The 17,068-nt window shown below is 29.9% G+C and carries 17 protein-coding genes; 2 read left to right on the forward strand and 15 right to left on the reverse strand.

The features are described 5' to 3' along the window. Nucleotides 1-40: 40 nt before the first annotated feature. From EYR00_RS07700 to EYR00_RS07725, 6 genes are all read right to left on the reverse strand, one after another. The gene (locus tag EYR00_RS07700; RefSeq protein ID WP_003538355.1) at nucleotides 41-1,768 is read right to left on the reverse strand and encodes a GNAT family N-acetyltransferase; all 1,728 of its coding nucleotides are present in this window, start codon (nucleotides 1,766-1,768) and stop codon (nucleotides 41-43) included. Nucleotides 1,769-1,783: 15 nt separating this feature from the next. After that, nucleotides 1,784-3,010, reverse strand: a complete 1,227-nt coding sequence (locus EYR00_RS07705) for an ATP-binding protein (protein ID WP_003538357.1) — start codon at nucleotides 3,008-3,010, stop codon at nucleotides 1,784-1,786. 46 nt (nucleotides 3,011-3,056) lie between these two features. Beyond that, nucleotides 3,057-4,421 carry a PFL family protein gene (locus EYR00_RS07710; protein WP_008791731.1) on the reverse strand — a complete coding sequence of 455 codons (1,365 nt, stop codon included), beginning with the start codon at nucleotides 4,419-4,421 and terminating at the stop codon, nucleotides 3,057-3,059. Nucleotides 4,422-4,432: 11 nt separating this feature from the next. Further along, a complete protein-coding gene (locus tag EYR00_RS07715) occupies nucleotides 4,433-4,705 on the reverse strand; it encodes an ACT domain-containing protein (protein ID WP_003538362.1) in 273 nt (90 codons plus the stop codon). Between the two features lie 130 nt (nucleotides 4,706-4,835). Next, complete coding sequence (locus EYR00_RS07720) at nucleotides 4,836-5,153, reverse strand: PTS sugar transporter subunit IIB (RefSeq protein ID WP_003538363.1); 318 nt, start codon at nucleotides 5,151-5,153, stop codon at nucleotides 4,836-4,838. Between the two features lie 95 nt (nucleotides 5,154-5,248). Continuing rightward, a complete protein-coding gene (locus EYR00_RS07725; RefSeq protein WP_003538364.1) occupies nucleotides 5,249-5,563 on the reverse strand; it encodes a PTS sugar transporter subunit IIB in 315 nt (104 codons plus the stop codon). Between the two features lie 410 nt (nucleotides 5,564-5,973). On the opposite strand from EYR00_RS07725, the gene EYR00_RS07730 reads away from it, so the two are divergent. Further along, nucleotides 5,974-6,513, forward strand: a complete 540-nt coding sequence (locus EYR00_RS07730) for a metallophosphoesterase family protein (RefSeq protein WP_003538365.1) — start codon at nucleotides 5,974-5,976, stop codon at nucleotides 6,511-6,513. 9 nt (nucleotides 6,514-6,522) lie between these two features. Here the strand turns inward: EYR00_RS07730 and EYR00_RS07735 are convergent, their stop codons facing one another. From EYR00_RS07735 to yqeH, 8 genes are all read right to left on the reverse strand, one after another. Further along, complete coding sequence (locus tag EYR00_RS07735; RefSeq protein WP_003538366.1) at nucleotides 6,523-6,867, reverse strand: helix-turn-helix domain-containing protein; 345 nt, start codon at nucleotides 6,865-6,867, stop codon at nucleotides 6,523-6,525. A gap of 111 nt (nucleotides 6,868-6,978) precedes the next feature. Continuing rightward, complete coding sequence (locus tag EYR00_RS07740; protein ID WP_003538367.1) at nucleotides 6,979-9,315, reverse strand: U32 family peptidase; 2,337 nt, start codon at nucleotides 9,313-9,315, stop codon at nucleotides 6,979-6,981. Between the two features lie 5 nt (nucleotides 9,316-9,320). Further along, nucleotides 9,321-10,019, reverse strand: a complete 699-nt coding sequence (locus EYR00_RS07745; RefSeq protein ID WP_009009920.1) for a 5'-methylthioadenosine/adenosylhomocysteine nucleosidase — start codon at nucleotides 10,017-10,019, stop codon at nucleotides 9,321-9,323. Between the two features lies 1 nt (nucleotide 10,020). Continuing rightward, on the reverse strand, nucleotides 10,021-10,743 hold the full coding sequence (locus tag EYR00_RS07750; protein WP_003538372.1) for a class I SAM-dependent DNA methyltransferase: 723 nt from the start codon (nucleotides 10,741-10,743) through the stop codon (nucleotides 10,021-10,023). Further along, nucleotides 10,743-11,087 carry a ribosome silencing factor gene (gene rsfS, locus EYR00_RS07755; RefSeq protein WP_009301104.1) on the reverse strand — a complete coding sequence of 115 codons (345 nt, stop codon included), beginning with the start codon at nucleotides 11,085-11,087 and terminating at the stop codon, nucleotides 10,743-10,745. Before rsfS ends, EYR00_RS07750 begins: the two co-directional genes overlap by 1 nt. Continuing rightward, complete coding sequence (locus EYR00_RS07760; protein ID WP_003538375.1) at nucleotides 11,080-12,180, reverse strand: nicotinate-nucleotide adenylyltransferase; 1,101 nt, start codon at nucleotides 12,178-12,180, stop codon at nucleotides 11,080-11,082. The genes rsfS and EYR00_RS07760 overlap by 8 nt, the downstream gene beginning before the upstream one ends. Further along, nucleotides 12,177-12,464, reverse strand: coding sequence for a ribosome assembly RNA-binding protein YhbY (gene yhbY, locus EYR00_RS07765; protein WP_003538377.1), 288 nt, complete (start codon nucleotides 12,462-12,464; stop codon nucleotides 12,177-12,179). Before yhbY ends, EYR00_RS07760 begins: the two co-directional genes overlap by 4 nt. A gap of 14 nt (nucleotides 12,465-12,478) precedes the next feature. Beyond that, on the reverse strand, nucleotides 12,479-13,576 hold the full coding sequence (gene yqeH, locus EYR00_RS07770) for a ribosome biogenesis GTPase YqeH (protein WP_003538378.1): 1,098 nt from the start codon (nucleotides 13,574-13,576) through the stop codon (nucleotides 12,479-12,481). A 168-nt stretch (nucleotides 13,577-13,744) separates the two neighbouring features. Here yqeH and sigK point away from each other — a divergent pair, with 168 nt between their 5' ends. Next, nucleotides 13,745-14,431: an RNA polymerase sporulation sigma factor SigK gene (gene sigK, locus EYR00_RS07775; protein WP_003538379.1), complete on the forward strand. Its 687-nt coding sequence runs from the start codon at nucleotides 13,745-13,747 to the stop codon at nucleotides 14,429-14,431. Nucleotides 14,432-14,448: 17 nt separating this feature from the next. Here the strand turns inward: sigK and parC are convergent, their stop codons facing one another. After that, entirely contained in the window at nucleotides 14,449-17,064 is a 2,616-nt protein-coding gene (gene parC / locus EYR00_RS07780) for a DNA topoisomerase IV subunit A (protein ID WP_050754564.1), read from the reverse strand. Nucleotides 17,065-17,068: the final 4 nt, after the last annotated feature.

Consider the following 17,068-nt stretch of genomic DNA (forward strand, 5'->3'; position numbering starts at 1 on the left):
TTTATAATGCAGAGATAGGTTAGTCAATAAAAAATAGGTATTATAGGCACTCATTTATATAAAATTTATTATCTTGACAACTATTTTTTAAAAAATTGGTCAACATTGTACATATATACGTACAATCACCAATTATTTCATTGTTTAAATCACTTTCAATAATCAGTTCTTTGTTTGTTTTTGATAAGAAACAAACGATTTTATTTAGACTTTCATAATTAGTATAGATTATTTCACTGACCTCAATTTTAGAAGCACTTTCATGATAAATTGCATATCCAATTATTTTAGCATTATCATAAAATAATTTTATTTGATCGTTATAAGCACGGCAACGTGCAATTAAGTAATTTTGGTAATAGTCGATATCTCTTTTACGATAACCATTAAAATCTTTTGTGAAATCATTATATAATTTAAGTGAATTTACAAAATCCAGATCTTCAATAACTGTTAAATCATAATCATTTTGATATGATTTTTTGTCAACATTTGTAATTTTATGATAATAATCTTTATTAAATCCAAAATTATAATAAATTTCTGGCATGTAAGCTTGAAGTAAAATCTTTTGACCAGCATATTTTGGCAAGTTAAGCACATAGTTCATTAACTTTTTCATCATTCCTTGCTTTTGATAATTCTTATTAGTAGCAACACCAAGAATAAAGTATGCCTTTATCTCCTGATTATCCAGAACAATGGTATATGGGACTATTTGCATCATTGAAACAAGGAAGTTGTTATTTTTTAATAGATATGTATTTTCTTTGCTGTAACATTTCATAAAATAAAAGTTAGTTGTTTGCTTGTCTTCATCTTCAAAACTATCACGCCATAGGTCAATAATTGAATGCAGATCATTATCTGCTGCCGGCATAATTGATAGGTTACTAGGAACAATATTATATTTCTTAACCATTTTAACTGGGTGCAGCATTTGTTTAGCACGGCGTAGTGATTCTAATCCCATATCTTCCTCACGGTTAACAAATTCATAACCCTCAAAATTTCGTTCTAGGAAGAATTTACCAATCGCCACATATAATCCTCTAATATCTTTATTAGCCTTCTCTACGTGAATTTGAACGGTACTGTGTTTAAGTGGGGAACCAATAATAAATGCTTCTAACTGTCCGTTAATGTAAATACAGCCAGTTTTTATTTCCAATTCATGACGATGTACTAACAAGTAGACAATCCCGATATACTCAGAAATAACACTCTCTTCTATTCGATGAGAAAAATCCCATTTTTTGAGACACTGTAAAACATTATCAACATCTTCATCTTCAATTTCTTTATAAATATAATTCGGATTTTCTTTAACAAACGCATTAAAGTGATTTCTTCTCTTTTGCATTTTTTTTCCTGCCAAAGATTCTAGAGATTTTTTTGTATAGACATAATCATCAAAATCTTCATTATGCAAATACAAAAACTTATCTCCATATCTTTCTTTAATTAAACTCATAGATTCTTCAACAGCTAAATCGATTCTAAAAAGAAAGTTATGCTCTTTAGCATAGTTTTGCATATATTCGATTGCTTCATAGTAGTACTCTGGTTTGCAAAAAGGCATTGCAAAAAACTTTTCGTCTAAATATGTGTGTAACATAACCATGAAATTATCTTTTATTTCATAATATATTTCATATTCATGATCCCACATCATCATTGTGACAAAATTAGAATTATAGCCCTCATAATTTGCATCGTCTAAATATTTTTTTATTTTGTGATAATCGTTTAATAATAATTTTCGCATATTACTCCTATTGTTTTATTTACCTAGCATTGCATTAATAAATTGTTTGGCAGTTCTTCCTGAAAATCCACCGTGACGAATTTCCCAAGTTAATGCTTTTTGATGCAATTCGTTACGCTCCATCATTAAACCATATTGTTCGGCTAAACCATCAACAATATCTAAATAATTTTGACGATCTGGATGCATAAATAAAATTTTAACACCAAATCTTGAACTTAATGATGTTTTTTCTTGTTTAGCATCATTTACATTAACCTCATCCTGATCTTGACGATCACCCCATGTTTGTTTTACTAAATGACGGCGATTACTTGTTGCATAAATCAAAATATTATCAGGTTTCTTTTCTAACCCGCCTTCAATGACTGCTTTTAAGTATTTATACTCAATTTCAAATTCCTCAAACGATAAATCATCCATGAATAATACAAATTTATAATTACGTGACTGTAATTCTTGAATAATACTAGGAAGATTTATAAACTGATGTTTATAAACTTCTATCATTCTTAGACCATCTTTATAATATTCGTTTAATAAAGCTTTAATACTACTTGATTTACCAGTTCCACTATCACCGTATAATAAAACATTGTTTGCTTTTTTTCCTGCTAAAAATGCCTCGGTATTTTGGGTAAGTTTTTCTTTTTGGCTTTCATAACCAATCAACTGATCTAGTCGCCCATTACCTATATGTATTATAGGACTAATTTGCTCATTTTCATAACGAAATGCTTTATTTAATCCAAATTTTCCAACTCCATACGTTAAAAAGAAGTTTTCTAATACATTATAAAATGATTCAACATCATTACAGGCAGTTAAATTGTCCTGTAATGTTTTTGAAACTTCGAATAGTTCAATATTAATGACAGGCTTTGAAGGTGTGAATCCTGTTATCAAATTTTGTTGTGCTAATGGCAAGACACTAAAATCCGTATTAAACATTTTGAAAATAATCTTAAAATCATTCATAACAATTTCTTTTAAATTAGCAGCTATTGTTTTTTTTCTTTCTAATGCTAGAGTAAACGAATTTTCATTATTAATTAACAAATAAGTTAATAAACTATTAAATAGATTATCGTACAAGTTGTATTTTTCAGCTAATTTAATTAACAATGAAACAAATTTACTGCTATTTTCAAGTTTCCCATCTACTACTTCAGTATATAATGCAAAACACTCAGCAATATCTTTATTTTTATACAATGGATTAAAAACTATTAAATCATTCATTTTACATTTTCCTTTCAATATAATGAAAAAGACGAGTTAACGTCTTTTAATTTTTAAAACTATGAATTGGTGCAGGAATTCTACCACCACGATTAATAAATTCAGCACATCCAAATTGGTTTACTGGCATTACAGGTGCATAACCCAATAGTCCCCCAAATTCTACTACTTCACCAACATTTTTACCGATTACAGGAATAATTCTAACAGCTGTGGTTTTTTGATTGATCATACCAATTGCCATTTCATCGGCAATGATTCCAGATAAAGTAGTGACTGGAGTATCTCCAGGAATCGCAATCATATCAAGTCCAACTGAACATACACATGTCATAGCTTCTAATTTTTCAAGTGTTAATGCGCCACGGTTTACAGCATCAATCATACCTTGATCTTCACTGACTGGAATAAATGCTCCACTTAATCCACCAACATATGAAGAAGCCATAACGCCACCTTTTTTAACTTGATCATTCAAGATTGCTAATGCAGCTGTTGTTCCTGGAGCACCAACACTATCCAAGCCCATTCCTTCTAAACAATCGGCGATACTATCACCGATTGCTGGAGTTGGAGCTAATGATAAATCGATGATTCCAAAAGGAATCCCCAATTTTTCCGACGCTTCTAAAGCAACTAATTGACCTACGCGAGTAATTTTAAACGCAGTTTTCTTGATAATTTCACATAACTCTCCAAAATCTTTTCCTTTGGCATTGGCAATAGCATTTTTAACAACACCCGGGCCACTAACTCCAACATTGATAATTGCGTCTGCTTCACTAACCCCATGGAAAGCCCCAGCCATAAATGGATTATCGTCAGGTGCATTGCATAAAACAACTAACTTAGCACAACCAATAGAATCATTTTCCTTAGTTAAATCTGCAGTTTCATGAATGATTTCCCCCATTAATTTTACTGCATCCATATTAATACCAGTTTTAGTTGATCCAACATTTACCGAACTACAAACATTACTAGTAACTTTCATTGCTTCAGGAATTGAACGAATTAATAATTCTTCCGCCTTTGTCATTCCTTTGGAAACAATTGCTGTATAACCACCGATGAAATTAACTCCAGTTTCATGAGCACATTTATCCAATGTTTTAGCAATTTTAACAAAGTCCGCTGTTGATTTGCAAGCATTAGAGCCAACAAATCCAATTGGTGTTACTGAAATTCTTTTATTGACAATAGGAATTCCATATTTCATTTCGATTTGTTTACCCGTAGAGACTAGATTCTTAGCTACGGTAGTAATTTTTTTATAAATATTTTCACATAAAACATCAATATCATGATCCATACAGTCTAATAAACTGATCCCTAATGTAATTGTTCTCACATCAAGATTTTCTTGCTCAATCATTTTATTTGTTTCTGCTACTTCAAATAAATTAATCATTCCGATTCTCCTTAAATACGATGCATTTTATTAAAAATGTTTTCATGTTGTAATTTAATATTTACTCCGATTTCTTCACCTAATTTATCTAAATCTTCACAGATAGTTCCAAATTCTTCGGTAATTGAACTTAGTTCTACAATCATCATCATGTTAAAATAACCTTGAATGATAGTTTGAGAAATATCCAAGATATTAACTTGTTTTTCCGCTAAAAAACTACAAACCTTAGCAATAATTCCTACTTGATCTTTTCCTACTACTGTAATAATCCCCTTTTGCATACTATTACCTACCTCCTAATTATTTAGGATATTATATCATAGTTGTATACAATATAAAACCCCTATTTCTTGAAATTTCGTCAAAATAAAAACGGATAAATTTTATCCGTTTTTATTTAATCGTAAGGAATTATCTTCCCATTAATTTTTTAGCAAATTCGTAAACAGCTTTACCATTCATCATTCCGTAATCTTTCATTTCAATTACATCATAAGGAATATCTTTTCCAGTATCTGCAATAATTTTTTCAACTTCTTTTTTTGCATATCTAACTTGTGGGCCAAGTAATACACAATCTACAGTATCAATAATTTTTTCACCTTCTGTCAAAGGTAAAGCAAAGATTTCTACTTCTTCTCCAGCTTCTTTTGCTGCTACTTCCATTTTTGTTACTAATAAACTAGTAGACATACCTGCAGCACATACTAACATAATTCTTGTTGCCATAACTAACTCTCTCCTTTATTGTTAAATTTCATATAAAAAGGGCATCACAAAAAACGCCCGTTTTATCTTTTGTTATTTCAGTTTAAGCTTTTTGATTACCCAATCATTTTCATTGCAGCTTCAAATACAGCTTTACCGTTCATAGTTCCATAATCTCTCATATCGATTACATCAACAGGGATAGCTCCTGCTTTACGTCCAGCAGCCAATTTTTCAATAGCAGCTTTTTGGAATCTAACTTGTGGGCCAAGTAAAATACAATCTACTTCTTCTAATACTCTTGGTGCATCAGAGAATGGTAATGCAAAAATTTTACATTCAACACCTGCATCTTTAGCAGCACCTTCCATTTTTGTTACTAGTAAGCTAGTAGACATACCTGCTGAACACACTAATAAAATAGTTTTCATAATAATATACACTCCTTTTTTTTTACCTAAATTAATTTTACACCGAATGGCTTAGAATGTAAACACTTTCTTGGCTGAAATGCTTTATTTTTTTACAATTAAAAATGAATTTTTTAGTAAAAAATAACTTCTACTCTTAGTTAATAAATCTTACCATTTTAAAATTTTCCTTGTTAGAATCATCAATTTTTAAAGCTCTTTAACACCGTTTTTTTGAAGTGGAATTATAAAAAAAGAATCTAAAAATTTTAATTTTTCTTTTATAAAATATTTCAAATAAATCTTTTTTTATAGTATAACAGACGCTATTCTTCTGTACTTGTCTAGACCATTGGTGTCAAAGAATAATTATCTTTATTTTTATCCTTTTTCAAATATGTTATGATAGATAAAGAAGGAAGTGATTTTACATGCAGGTATTAGTAATTAGTGATACTCATTTACAAAATGAATTATTTCAAAAAATTAATCAAACATATCCTAAGATGGATTATTATTTACATTGTGGAGATTCATCCTTAAAAAAAGATGATTTCTTGTTAAACAAATATTATACTGTAAAAGGTAATCATGATGATGAAGATTTTCCAGTCAATATTATTTTAGAAATTGGAAAATATCGCTGTTTAATTACTCATGGAAATGCTTACGATATATACTACGGAAATGATAAAATAAAGCAATATATGATTGCTAATAATATTGATATCTGTTTTCACGGACATACTCATGTTCCTGCATATACCCAAATTGGTAACCGTTATATTATTAATCCAGGCAGTGTGATGATCAATCGAGGTTCATATGGTTTCGGAACCTTTGCAATCGTGGAAATCGGTGATACTATAAAAGTAAATTATTATAATAGTGAAACTTTTGAAGAATGCTCAAAAATGGTTCTAGACGATGGAAAAATCGTTTTAGAAGAATTTAAGCAAATACTAAAATAGAAGTGAGATTTAAAATTTCTCACTTCTATTTTTTTCTTCATTTCGCTTACGCTTATATTCAATCATAAACATTACTTCTTTTAAATCTTCATCCGGTAACTCTGTTAACAACCGTGCGATATTAGCAATATTATAGTAGTCGTATTTTTTACCACTCATTATTTCTTCTACACTTCGTCCATACAAGTTAGAAAATATTCTTAATTCCCCTACTGTAATATCCCTCTTACCATTTTCAATATCTGAAATGGCTGAATGTGGTACTTTTAAATAAGCAGCAACATCCTTTTGTGTCAGGTGTTTGAAATTCCGATAAGATTTTAATCGTGCCGCTAAATCTTTATCAATCATCATTATACCTCCGATAAATAGATTTTAGCATTTTCCTTATTTTTCTTCAATAAGATTTTGTATATTTATAATTTATTTCGACAAATAATAATTTTTATTTATATAATTAGATAATTAGTCATAAAAATATCCATTAGTTAGTTTTGTTTTTAAACTAATTTGTCGAGGTTTAGCAAACATAATATTATTTTTGAAATCCCTAAATACAGCTTTGGTGATTTCTGGTGCTTCATTACTAAATGAAAGCAAAATAAAATCAACTTCTAGTTTTTCTAAATGATCAATGTAAAGACAGTGACTATTGAATATTAAGTTATTACAGTCTTGATCTGGGAAAATATCAAATTGTTCACCTTTACGATCAATTAAAGTAAACTTTCCTTGTTTACAAAGATTACATTTGATTTTTTTACAATTAAAATAATGATCACTTATTAAGCAGTGTTTTAGATGCATATTGATTGTTTTGCCATACACTGTCATTATAATATTTTGTTTAATATTATTTAAATGATTAACTTGTTTTCTACTCATCTCGAGAGAAAGAATAGCATCATGATTATTAAAATAATTCAAAGCATAGCTATTATAAAGGTTGAAAGTACTATCTAAAATACATTTTTTATCTTTAAAAATTTGTAATGCTCCATAGTCACCTACTAAAATACTATTTATCTTATTGTATGAGACACTATTTTTAAACTTGATTAAAATATCCTGATTATTCAAAAAGCTTGTAAATGGGATTATTTCTTTATTTACAGAATGCGCTAAACTTATAGCTTCATCAAGTTCTTCGTTGATAGGAAAATAATATGCATCCACTTCCTCTGTTAACAATGCTTTTAATTGTGCCAAATTATAAATTTTTACCACAATCCCTTTAATTTGTTTATTAATATGATTATGTTTAGTTTTAATCATTGGTTTTTTAACTTTTTTTATCTTTACTATCATATTAGAAAGTTCATCTATTGCTTGACGACGCATTTCATTAATTTCTTTAATACTAAAAAAACCATTATCAGGAAAGTCAATAGTAATATCATTTGCCTTAAATACTGTATTTCCTAATTTTCCTAATTGTTGTCTGATTCTTTGAGGATCTAATGGCAATTTAGCTGCTGATTCAATTAGAAGATTAGAAACTTTTTCAACTTTTAAATCTTTATAGTTGATGGTTAATCGTGCTGGTTCGTTGATTTGACCTGAAAATGCCATAGTTACTGTATTTTTAATATTTTCATTTTTATAACTTGCTAAAGCTTCATTGATTAGATCTATATCAATAACCTTATATACTGTTTCATTCTTTTTTACTGGGGTATTCAATTCGATTTCAACAATATCACCAGCATTGCCTTGATTAATCAAATTATTAAATAAATATAACTTTGTAATAGTTCGAGTAAACCCAACACTCTTGAAATTAATCCGATCTCCTTGTTTCAACTTATCTTGTAATTGAATTTTTACAATTTTTCGATGTTTATCATAATCTATCACTGTACCAACTTCAATTCCTCGGTTTCCAGGATAATCTTTAGCCACAAAATTTTGATCTTTTAAAATATATCCACCAGTGAATCCACGGTTGAACATTTGCTTCATTTTTTTTATACGCTGCTCAAATGCATTAACTGTCGTATTTTTTAAATATGCATCTATTGCTTCACGGTATTGTTTAACGATTGTAGCAACATACTCAGGTCGTTTCATCCGTCCTTCTATTTTAAATGATGTAACACCAGCATCAATTAATTGCCCAATATTCTCAAAGGTACATAAATCTTTAGGTGATAATAAATAGCTTGGAATTTTATCTAAATTCATACTATCTTTTTGCAATTTATAAGCGAGCCGACAAGGCTGTCCACAAGCTCCTTTGTTTCCACTTCTTTTAGCAATCATACTCGACATTAAACACTGTCCCGAATATGACATACATAGAGCACCATGAACAAACACCTCAATATCTAGAATTGTGTTTTGACAAATATCAGCTATTTCATCAAGTGTATTTTCGCGCGCTAAAACAACACGATCAACACCAGCATCTTCAAAATATTTAACTGCTGACAAATTATAAATACTAGTCTGTGTTGACATATGAATTTCAAAATCTGGAAAGTATTGTTTAACAAAACTCATCAGTCCGATATCTTGAATAATTAAAGCATCAACTTTTATTGTTTGTAAAAACAAAAGATAATCTTGTAGTTTTTCAAACTGATTATCTTCATATAAAGTATTTACAGTTACATAAATTTTAACGTTGCGTAAATGGCCATATGCAACTGCAGCTTGTAATTCCTCGCGATTAAAGTTTGTTGCAAAAGCTCTGGCACTAAATTCATTTCCTCCTAAATAAATTGCATTTGCACCATTTTGAACCGCTGCTACTAAAGCTTCATAACTTCCAGCTGGAGCAAGTAATTCTATATTTTGCATATGTATTAATGCTCCGTTTCTGCAATTAATGCTATACACATTTTAGCTGACGCTTGGGATGCTTTTTTTAAATATTCATCAAATTGGACAGAAGAATCTCCCTTACCAAAAACATCACTTAAAGAACGTGTAATAATAAAACTAGTCCCGAATTTATAGCATGTTTGAGCAATTGCTGCTGCTTCCATTTCAGTACATTTTGCATCAGGAAAATTATTTTTAATGCGTGTTGCTACTTCCGGTGTAGCAACAAATTGGTCACCAGAAACAATTAGACCAATTTCGCAATTTAAATTTAAGTTTGATAATATTGTTTTAGCTTGAGTAATTAGTTGACGATCTGCTTCTATTCTTGGGGGTAAACCTGGAACTTCACCAATCACTCGATTGGGAAATGCCGTAATATCAAAATCATGTTGACAAACTTCATTAGAAATAACTATATCCCCAACTTCTTGAGTTAAACACAGTCCACCAGCAGAACCGATATTTATGACATAATCTATTTTATAGTTAGTCAGTAATAAAGTAGTACAAATAGCAGCATTAACTTTTCCTACTCCACCCTGTAACAAAACGACTTGGCGCTCTTTTATCGTTCCTTGATAAAATGTACAATCAAGAATAGAGCGTGTTTCAGTAATCTCCATATATTCTTTAATTGCTGCCACTTCTTCTTCCATTGCTCCGATAATTCCAATCATTCTACTTACCTCCCCTTCTTTTATGACATATAAAAATAATTCTTTGTGATTTATCATGATATTCCTCAAACTCACCATAATATTGTACATCCGTAAAACCTGCCTGTTTCAATAAGCTAAGATAAATTTCAATATCGTAAGTTTGCTGATAATGCATTTCTTTTATATGTTCATTATTTTCCTTATCAATTATCTCAATTTCATGTTCCACTTTACCAAGAGCAGTCTTTTCTACATGCCATTTAAAATAGAAATCATCAGCATCTTCTTCTTCAAAATAGCCATCTAGAATTTCATCCATCTTATAAAGACTATCAACATCAAATATAAAGGTTCCATTATATTTTAGTGATTCATATACATTTTTAAAAGTTCTTAATACTTTCTTTTTACTCAAAACATAATTAATTGAGTCACAAAGGCATAAAATCAAATCTACTGCTTTATCGGTTACAAAATCAGTCATATCAACTCGACCTAATAAAAGATTAACATCTGCTTCCATTGCTTTCAAACGTGAAACTTCAAGCATATCTTTAGAAAGATCAGTTGCATAAATCTCTTTACCTGCTTTAGCTAAACGAATTGCAATTTCACCAGTTCCACACCCAAGTTCAAGCACGCTTTTAAAATCAGCGTGCTCATTTATAAACTTGAAATAATCATCATAAAATTGTTCATCCATTAAGCTGTCATAGTAATAAGCAAAATTTTCGTATGACATTAAGCTAAATATTTTGATACGTCAATTCGTGGCATATCAGACCATAATTTCTCAAGATTATAACTGTTTCGTTCGTCAGCATCAAATATATGCACAACGATATCACCATAATCCATCAATAACCACTTGCTATTGCGTAACCCTTCAATTTTTTTAACTTCATAACCATTTTCATGACAGCTGTCTTCGACACTGTCACGTAAAGCATTCATCAATCTCTCGTTACTTGCTGAACAAATCACAAAAGTATCAAAAATAGGACTAGCTAACTGCATGTCAATTACTACAATGTCCTCTGCTAATTTATCATCTAATGCTTTTATAATTACTTCTAATTTATTCATTAATATCTCCTTTTGCATATTTATTATAAATTTCAAAAAAACATTCATCAATTTTTCGCCCTTTTTCATGGGAAAAATCATAAAAATCTTGTAAACACCCTTTAAAGCCAGCAACTACATCTTTTTTGCATAATGCAATTTTTTTTGAAGAATCGTAATCTCGACTTGGATCGTATTTATCAGCTTCATAAATACACATATCAAGTTTTGACATATATAAAGAAGCAGTTGTATGATGCCTAATTGCTTGTAATATTTCAGGATCATCAACTAAATACTCATTTTTTGCAACATATTCAGATAACCATTGATGCCAAACCGCCTCTGGTTTATTAAGATAATCTGGATAATTTTTTTGCATTATTACAACAGCTTCATCATGAGGCATTTCTTTAGCAATATCATGAAGCATTCCTGCTACATATGCTTTTCTACCATCTAGATTATTAGCTAATGCAATTTCTTTAGCTAAATGAGCCATGCTCACTGTATGACGATAGCGTTTTAAAGACATTTTATTTTTCACAATTGTTTCTAAATAAATACCATTATTAACAATATATTTTAAAACTTCAGGATTTAAAGCATGTAATGCACCATTCCGGATATTATTACTAGCGTCATCACTGGCAACCAAATCTAAGTGAATAAAATTATATTTATCTAAATTATCATTAATTTGATAACCTATGCGATCGAATACCACTAATTGAGCTAATTGACTCAATTCTTTAGCAGCAATCCATTTATGATATAAACTTGCTTGATCCATTCCCATCATAAAATATAACTGATCATTTGGATATATTTTTTTTAGATATCTAATTGTATCGATCGTATAATTTTTTTTACTACTATCTTGATCAATCTCGTAGCGGCAAATTTCAACATTTTTATAGCGCTTTAAAGCAATTTCCAACATCGCTAATCGTTGTTGTTTAGTTGCTCCTGTAGAGTCTTTCCATGGGTTGTTAGCAGTCGGCATAACTAAAATTTTATCTAACTTTAATTGCCTGATTGACTCTTCAATCACGCGTACATGAGAACGATGAATTGGGTCAAAACTACCGCCAAAAACACCTATTTTTATCATGGTAATTTATAAATTTCCTTTTCACTTGGGCGATATAAAATAATTGTTCTTCCTAAAATTTGCACAACATCTGCTTTTGTTTTCATACTTAACTCTAGCGCAATCTCATTTTTTGAATCAGCACATGATTCAAGAATTTTTACTTTGATCAATTCATGAGCTTCTAGAGCATCGTCAATACCTTCAATTTGAGTTTGATGAACTCCTTCTTTACCAATTTGAAAAATAGCATTTAAATTATGTGCTATCCCTCTTAAATATCTTTTTTGCTTTCCTGTTAACATAACCCGATTCCTTTCTAAATTAATGCTTCTCTAATAAAAACACCAACACCTTGTGGTGCATGAACTCTAACATTGGCATTGGGACAATTAACACTGACAAATCCTAGACCGGAAATAACAATATCAATTTTACCCTCTGGTAATTTAAAATCATAACTTGCCATTTCATTAATATCCTTAATACTTTCAATTTCCGGCATCAGAGTCAAGTGCCGATTATATAAATTATCACTGTTTCCCAATTTAGTTCTATGAATTTTTAATAATTTTGGAAAAAAACAAGTAAAAGAACTACGCGGTCCTTTAATGAAATCAACGCGTGCCAACCCACCAAAATATAGTGTTTGTTGGTCGTTTAATTGAAAATTAATTGGTCTTAATTCGCTTTTAGGAATAATTATTCTCAAATCTTCATCTTTAACTAAATGAGCCATCTGATGATTATTAATGATACCAGGCGAATCATATAAATAATTTTTATCATCTAGTGGAATTTCAATTAAATCAAGCGTTGTTCCAGGAAATTCACTTGTTGTTATTAAATTATCAGTTACTCCTGCATAATGTTTTAATAAAGAATTAATCAACGAAGATTTCCCGACATTAGTAACTCCAACAATATAAACATCTCGACCATGACGATATTCATTAATCTTATCTATTAATAAATCTAAATTATAATTTTTGGTTCCACTTGATAAAATAACGTCAATAGGTTTAATTCCTGATTCTTTCAACTGTCTTCTTAGCCAATGCTCAATTTTACGATCTTTTAGTGATTTTGGCAAAATATCTCGTTTGTTTCCAAGAACTAAAATATCATTATTATTAAGATGCCGTGATAATCCATTTATTAAGCTGCCATTATAATCAAATAAATCAACTAAATAAACAACAAGACAATCATGATTTCCGATTTCTTGAAGAATTTTTAAAAAATCATCACTAGTAAGATCTGTTTTTTGTAATTCATGATAATTTTTTAAGCGAAAACAGCGTTTACAAAGAATTACATCTTTTTCTAAAGCATTTTTAGGCACAAAACCTATCTTTTTTTCGTCTTCACTTTGAATTATGGCTCCACAGCCAAAACATCTAATCTCTTTAGTCATACTATCTCCTTTTCAAACCACTCCCATTGTACCTTATTTTAAGCCAATTTTAAAGTAAATAATCGTTAAAATAAAACTTGGTATAATTTTATTTATTTGGATGAATATAAAGATTTTTGTCCTAAATTAAAAGATTGACAATATATATGTATTAGAGGTGAAATATAAATGTTTTCAACATTATTATCCTTACTTACTAATGGTTTCTTTGTCTCATACATTAAATCAAAATCTTTTGAGTTACCACTAACAGCTAAAGAGGAAGAAAGATATCTTGAACAGTTTTTTAATGGTGACAAAGAGGCTCGGAATGTTTTAATTGAAAGAAATTTAAGATTGGTAGCTCATATTGCTAAAAAATACGAGAACAATAAAGATATGCAGGAAGATCTGATTTCAATTGGAACAATAGGACTGATTAAAGCAGTCGATAGTTATAAACAAAACCATAAAACTAAGTTAGCCACTTATGCTTCCAGATGTATTGAAAATGAGATATTAATGCATCTTAGAACTAATAAAAAGACTAACTTAGATATTTCATTAAATGAGACAATCGGTATTGATAAGGATGGCAGTGAAATAGTTTTAGGTGATATCATTGCCGCAAAACAAGAGGAGTTTATCGATATAGTAGATAAAAAGGATACTTTAGATAAATTTACAACATATTTTAGTGTTCTTGAACCCCGCGAAAAAGATACTTTGATTATGCGTTATGGCTTGAATAATACCAAAAAGTATACTCAAAAAGATATTGCTAAAAAATTAAATATCTCACGTTCTTATGTTTCACGTCTTGAAAAACGTGCATTAATTAAATTATTGCGTGAACATATGAAAGAAAAACCGTAAATTATATAATTTACGGTTTAAAAATCATCTTCTTTTAGAATATCTTCTAGAGATATTTTTTCATATTTAATTGGTTCTGTTTTTTTGGGTACTTTAACAACCGCTTTATTTTTGGTAGTTTCAACCTCATCACTTTCAAAATCATCTAATAAGGTATGCTCTTTGGGTTGTTTAAAGATTTCTAAATCAACTTCGGTTTTCTTAGCTACATCATAATCGCTTGTTGAAATTGGAGAATTTATATAAACATCATCAATTACTTGATTAGCCGTTAATTTATTAGCTACACTTGGTTTTTGCTCAAGATTAGCATTATTATAGTCAGTTGCTTTAAATTCAAATGAAGTCTGATCGTTTAAAGTGACTGTAATTAATTGTGAATTATCAACAATTACGGAATCTTTTACATAAATAATTTTAGATTTAGGATTCTTATACAATAAAGTTCCTTTTGTAGCACGATTGCAAGGTGTTATATCGCCAATTTTAATTCGTTTAACCCCACCTTCTTCGCTAATAACGATTAATGAACTGCTAACTAATGGATTAAAAATATTGAGACTAACTAACTCATCATTTTTTAAATTTACAGCTCTAATCCCAGCGGCTTTGATTCCAACGATTGAAACTTCTTGCTCTGAATATAATGCTCCATACCCAGCTTTAGTCGTTAAGATAATTCCTTGATTATTATCAGTCAATTTAACATCGACTACCCGATCATCATTCTTTAATCCCATACATTTAAGGGGCTTTGAATATCGAGTAACTTCAAAATCTTTTAAATTCGTCCGTTTGATTTGACCATTTTTTGTTGCTAGCATAACGTACAATGGTAAATTAAAATCTTTTACCAAAATAGTTCCGATGATTTTTTCACCAGCATTTAGTTTTACTAAATAACTAACATGTTTACCAGCATCTTTCCATTTAAATTCTTCAATCTTATGAACTGGAATAAAGAGATAATTTCCAGCATCAGTAAACAGCAATAAATGATCTAACGTATTGGCTTGATACATTGAAACTAGATAGTCATTTTCTTTTTTGCCGAACGGAATACCTTCACTAGCCTTGATAGAACGATTACTAATTCGCTTAATATATCCATCACGGGTAATAGAAACATTGATATCCTCAGATAGGATCATTGCTTTCTCATCTATTTTAATTTCTTGAACCTCATCACGAATTTTTGATAGACGTGGCATTGGATATTTTTTCTTAATACCTTTTAATTGATCAATAATAACTTTACGTAGAACCTCATCACTGTTTAAAATATTATTTAAATATGCAATTCGATTATCTAATTCTTTATTTTCATTTTCCAATGTGACAATATCAGTGTTTGTTAAACGATACAATTGTAACATTACAATTGCTTCAGCTTGTTTTTCGCTAAAACCATATTTTTCAATCAAGTTATTTTTAGCATCGCTTTTATCTTTTGATTGTCTAATTGTTTTTACAACCTCATCTAAAATTGAAATTGCTTTAATCAATCCTTCAACGATATGTTTACGCTCATTAGCCTTATTAAGATCATGAATTGAACTTCGTGTAACAACATCTATTTGATGTGCAATATAGCCATCTAAAATCTCAATTACCCCCATTAAGACTGGTCGCTTATCTTTGATTGCAACCATATTATAGTTGTAATTTTTTTGTAGATCAGTATTTTTGTATAGATAGTTAAGAGTATTTTGTACATTTATATCCTTTTTTAAATCAATAACAATCCGTAATCCAGTACGATCAGATTCATCACGAACTTCGATAATTCCATCGATATTGCGATTAAATCGAATTTCATCAATTTTACGAACTAATTCTGCTTTGTTTACTTCATAGGGAATTTCAGTAATAACGATTTTATTCATCGTTTTCTCTTCAATCATTTCACTAGTACTACGAACAATCACTTTCCCACGGCCACTTTTAAAGGCATTTAAAATTCCTTGTTTTCCTTCAACAATAGCTCCAGTTGGAAAATCTGGACCTTTAATAAATTCCATTAGTTTTTCCAAAGAACAGTTAGGGTATTTAATTCGATGAATCGTTGCATCGATTACTTCTTCAAGATTATGTGGAGGAATATCTGTTGCATAACCGGCCGATATTCCCGTTGCACCATTTACTAATAAATTTGGATAGGCCGCTGGTAATACAGTTGGTTCATATTCTGTATCATCAAAGTTTAAAGACATTAATACTGTATCTTTATCTAAATCTTTTAGTAATTCAACAGCAATTGCTGATAGACGAGCTTCAGTATAACGCATTGCTGCTGCCGGATCGTTATCAATAGATCCATTATTTCCTTGCATATCAACTAATGGAACACGCATTTTCCAATCTTGGGATAAACGGACCATTGCATCATATACTGATGTGTCTCCATGAGGATGATAATTACCAATAACGTTCCCAACTGTTTTTGCTGACTTACGATATGGTTTTGAATATAAATTTCCTTCTTTATACATCGAATAAAGAATCCGGCGCTGTACTGGTTTTAAACCATCACGAACATCAGGTAAAGCACGATCTTGAATAATATATTTAGAATATTTTCCAAAGCGGTCACCCATGATAGTTTCTAATGACATAATTATTTTTTTATCCACGCTT

The organism is Thomasclavelia ramosa DSM 1402, from assembly GCF_014131695.1.
Classification (GTDB): domain Bacteria; phylum Bacillota_I; class Bacilli_A; order Erysipelotrichales; family Coprobacillaceae; genus Thomasclavelia; species Thomasclavelia ramosa.

Excerpts from the sequence above, each read along its gene's own strand:
- EYR00_RS07700 (WP_003538355.1), bottom strand. The coding sequence starts at position 1,768 with ATGCGAAAATTATTATTAAACGATTATCACAAAATAAAAAAATATTTA.
- EYR00_RS07705 (WP_003538357.1), bottom strand. The coding sequence starts at position 3,010 with ATGAATGATTTAATAGTTTTTAATCCATTGTATAAAAATAAAGATATT.
- EYR00_RS07710 (WP_008791731.1), bottom strand. The coding sequence starts at position 4,421 with ATGATTAATTTATTTGAAGTAGCAGAAACAAATAAAATGATTGAGCAA.
- EYR00_RS07715 (WP_003538362.1), bottom strand. The coding sequence starts at position 4,705 with ATGCAAAAGGGGATTATTACAGTAGTAGGAAAAGATCAAGTAGGAATT.
- EYR00_RS07720 (WP_003538363.1), bottom strand. The coding sequence starts at position 5,153 with ATGGCAACAAGAATTATGTTAGTATGTGCTGCAGGTATGTCTACTAGT.
- EYR00_RS07725 (WP_003538364.1), bottom strand. The coding sequence starts at position 5,563 with ATGAAAACTATTTTATTAGTGTGTTCAGCAGGTATGTCTACTAGCTTA.
- EYR00_RS07730 (WP_003538365.1), top strand. The coding sequence starts at position 5,974 with ATGCAGGTATTAGTAATTAGTGATACTCATTTACAAAATGAATTATTT.
- EYR00_RS07735 (WP_003538366.1), bottom strand. The coding sequence starts at position 6,867 with ATGATGATTGATAAAGATTTAGCGGCACGATTAAAATCTTATCGGAAT.
- EYR00_RS07740 (WP_003538367.1), bottom strand. The coding sequence starts at position 9,315 with ATGCAAAATATAGAATTACTTGCTCCAGCTGGAAGTTATGAAGCTTTA.
- EYR00_RS07745 (WP_009009920.1), bottom strand. The coding sequence starts at position 10,019 with ATGATTGGAATTATCGGAGCAATGGAAGAAGAAGTGGCAGCAATTAAA.
- EYR00_RS07750 (WP_003538372.1), bottom strand. The coding sequence starts at position 10,743 with ATGTCATACGAAAATTTTGCTTATTACTATGACAGCTTAATGGATGAA.
- rsfS (WP_009301104.1), bottom strand. The coding sequence starts at position 11,087 with ATGAATAAATTAGAAGTAATTATAAAAGCATTAGATGATAAATTAGCA.
- EYR00_RS07760 (WP_003538375.1), bottom strand. The coding sequence starts at position 12,180 with ATGATAAAAATAGGTGTTTTTGGCGGTAGTTTTGACCCAATTCATCGT.
- yhbY (WP_003538377.1), bottom strand. The coding sequence starts at position 12,464 with ATGTTAACAGGAAAGCAAAAAAGATATTTAAGAGGGATAGCACATAAT.
- yqeH (WP_003538378.1), bottom strand. The coding sequence starts at position 13,576 with ATGACTAAAGAGATTAGATGTTTTGGCTGTGGAGCCATAATTCAAAGT.
- sigK (WP_003538379.1), top strand. The coding sequence starts at position 13,745 with ATGTTTTCAACATTATTATCCTTACTTACTAATGGTTTCTTTGTCTCA.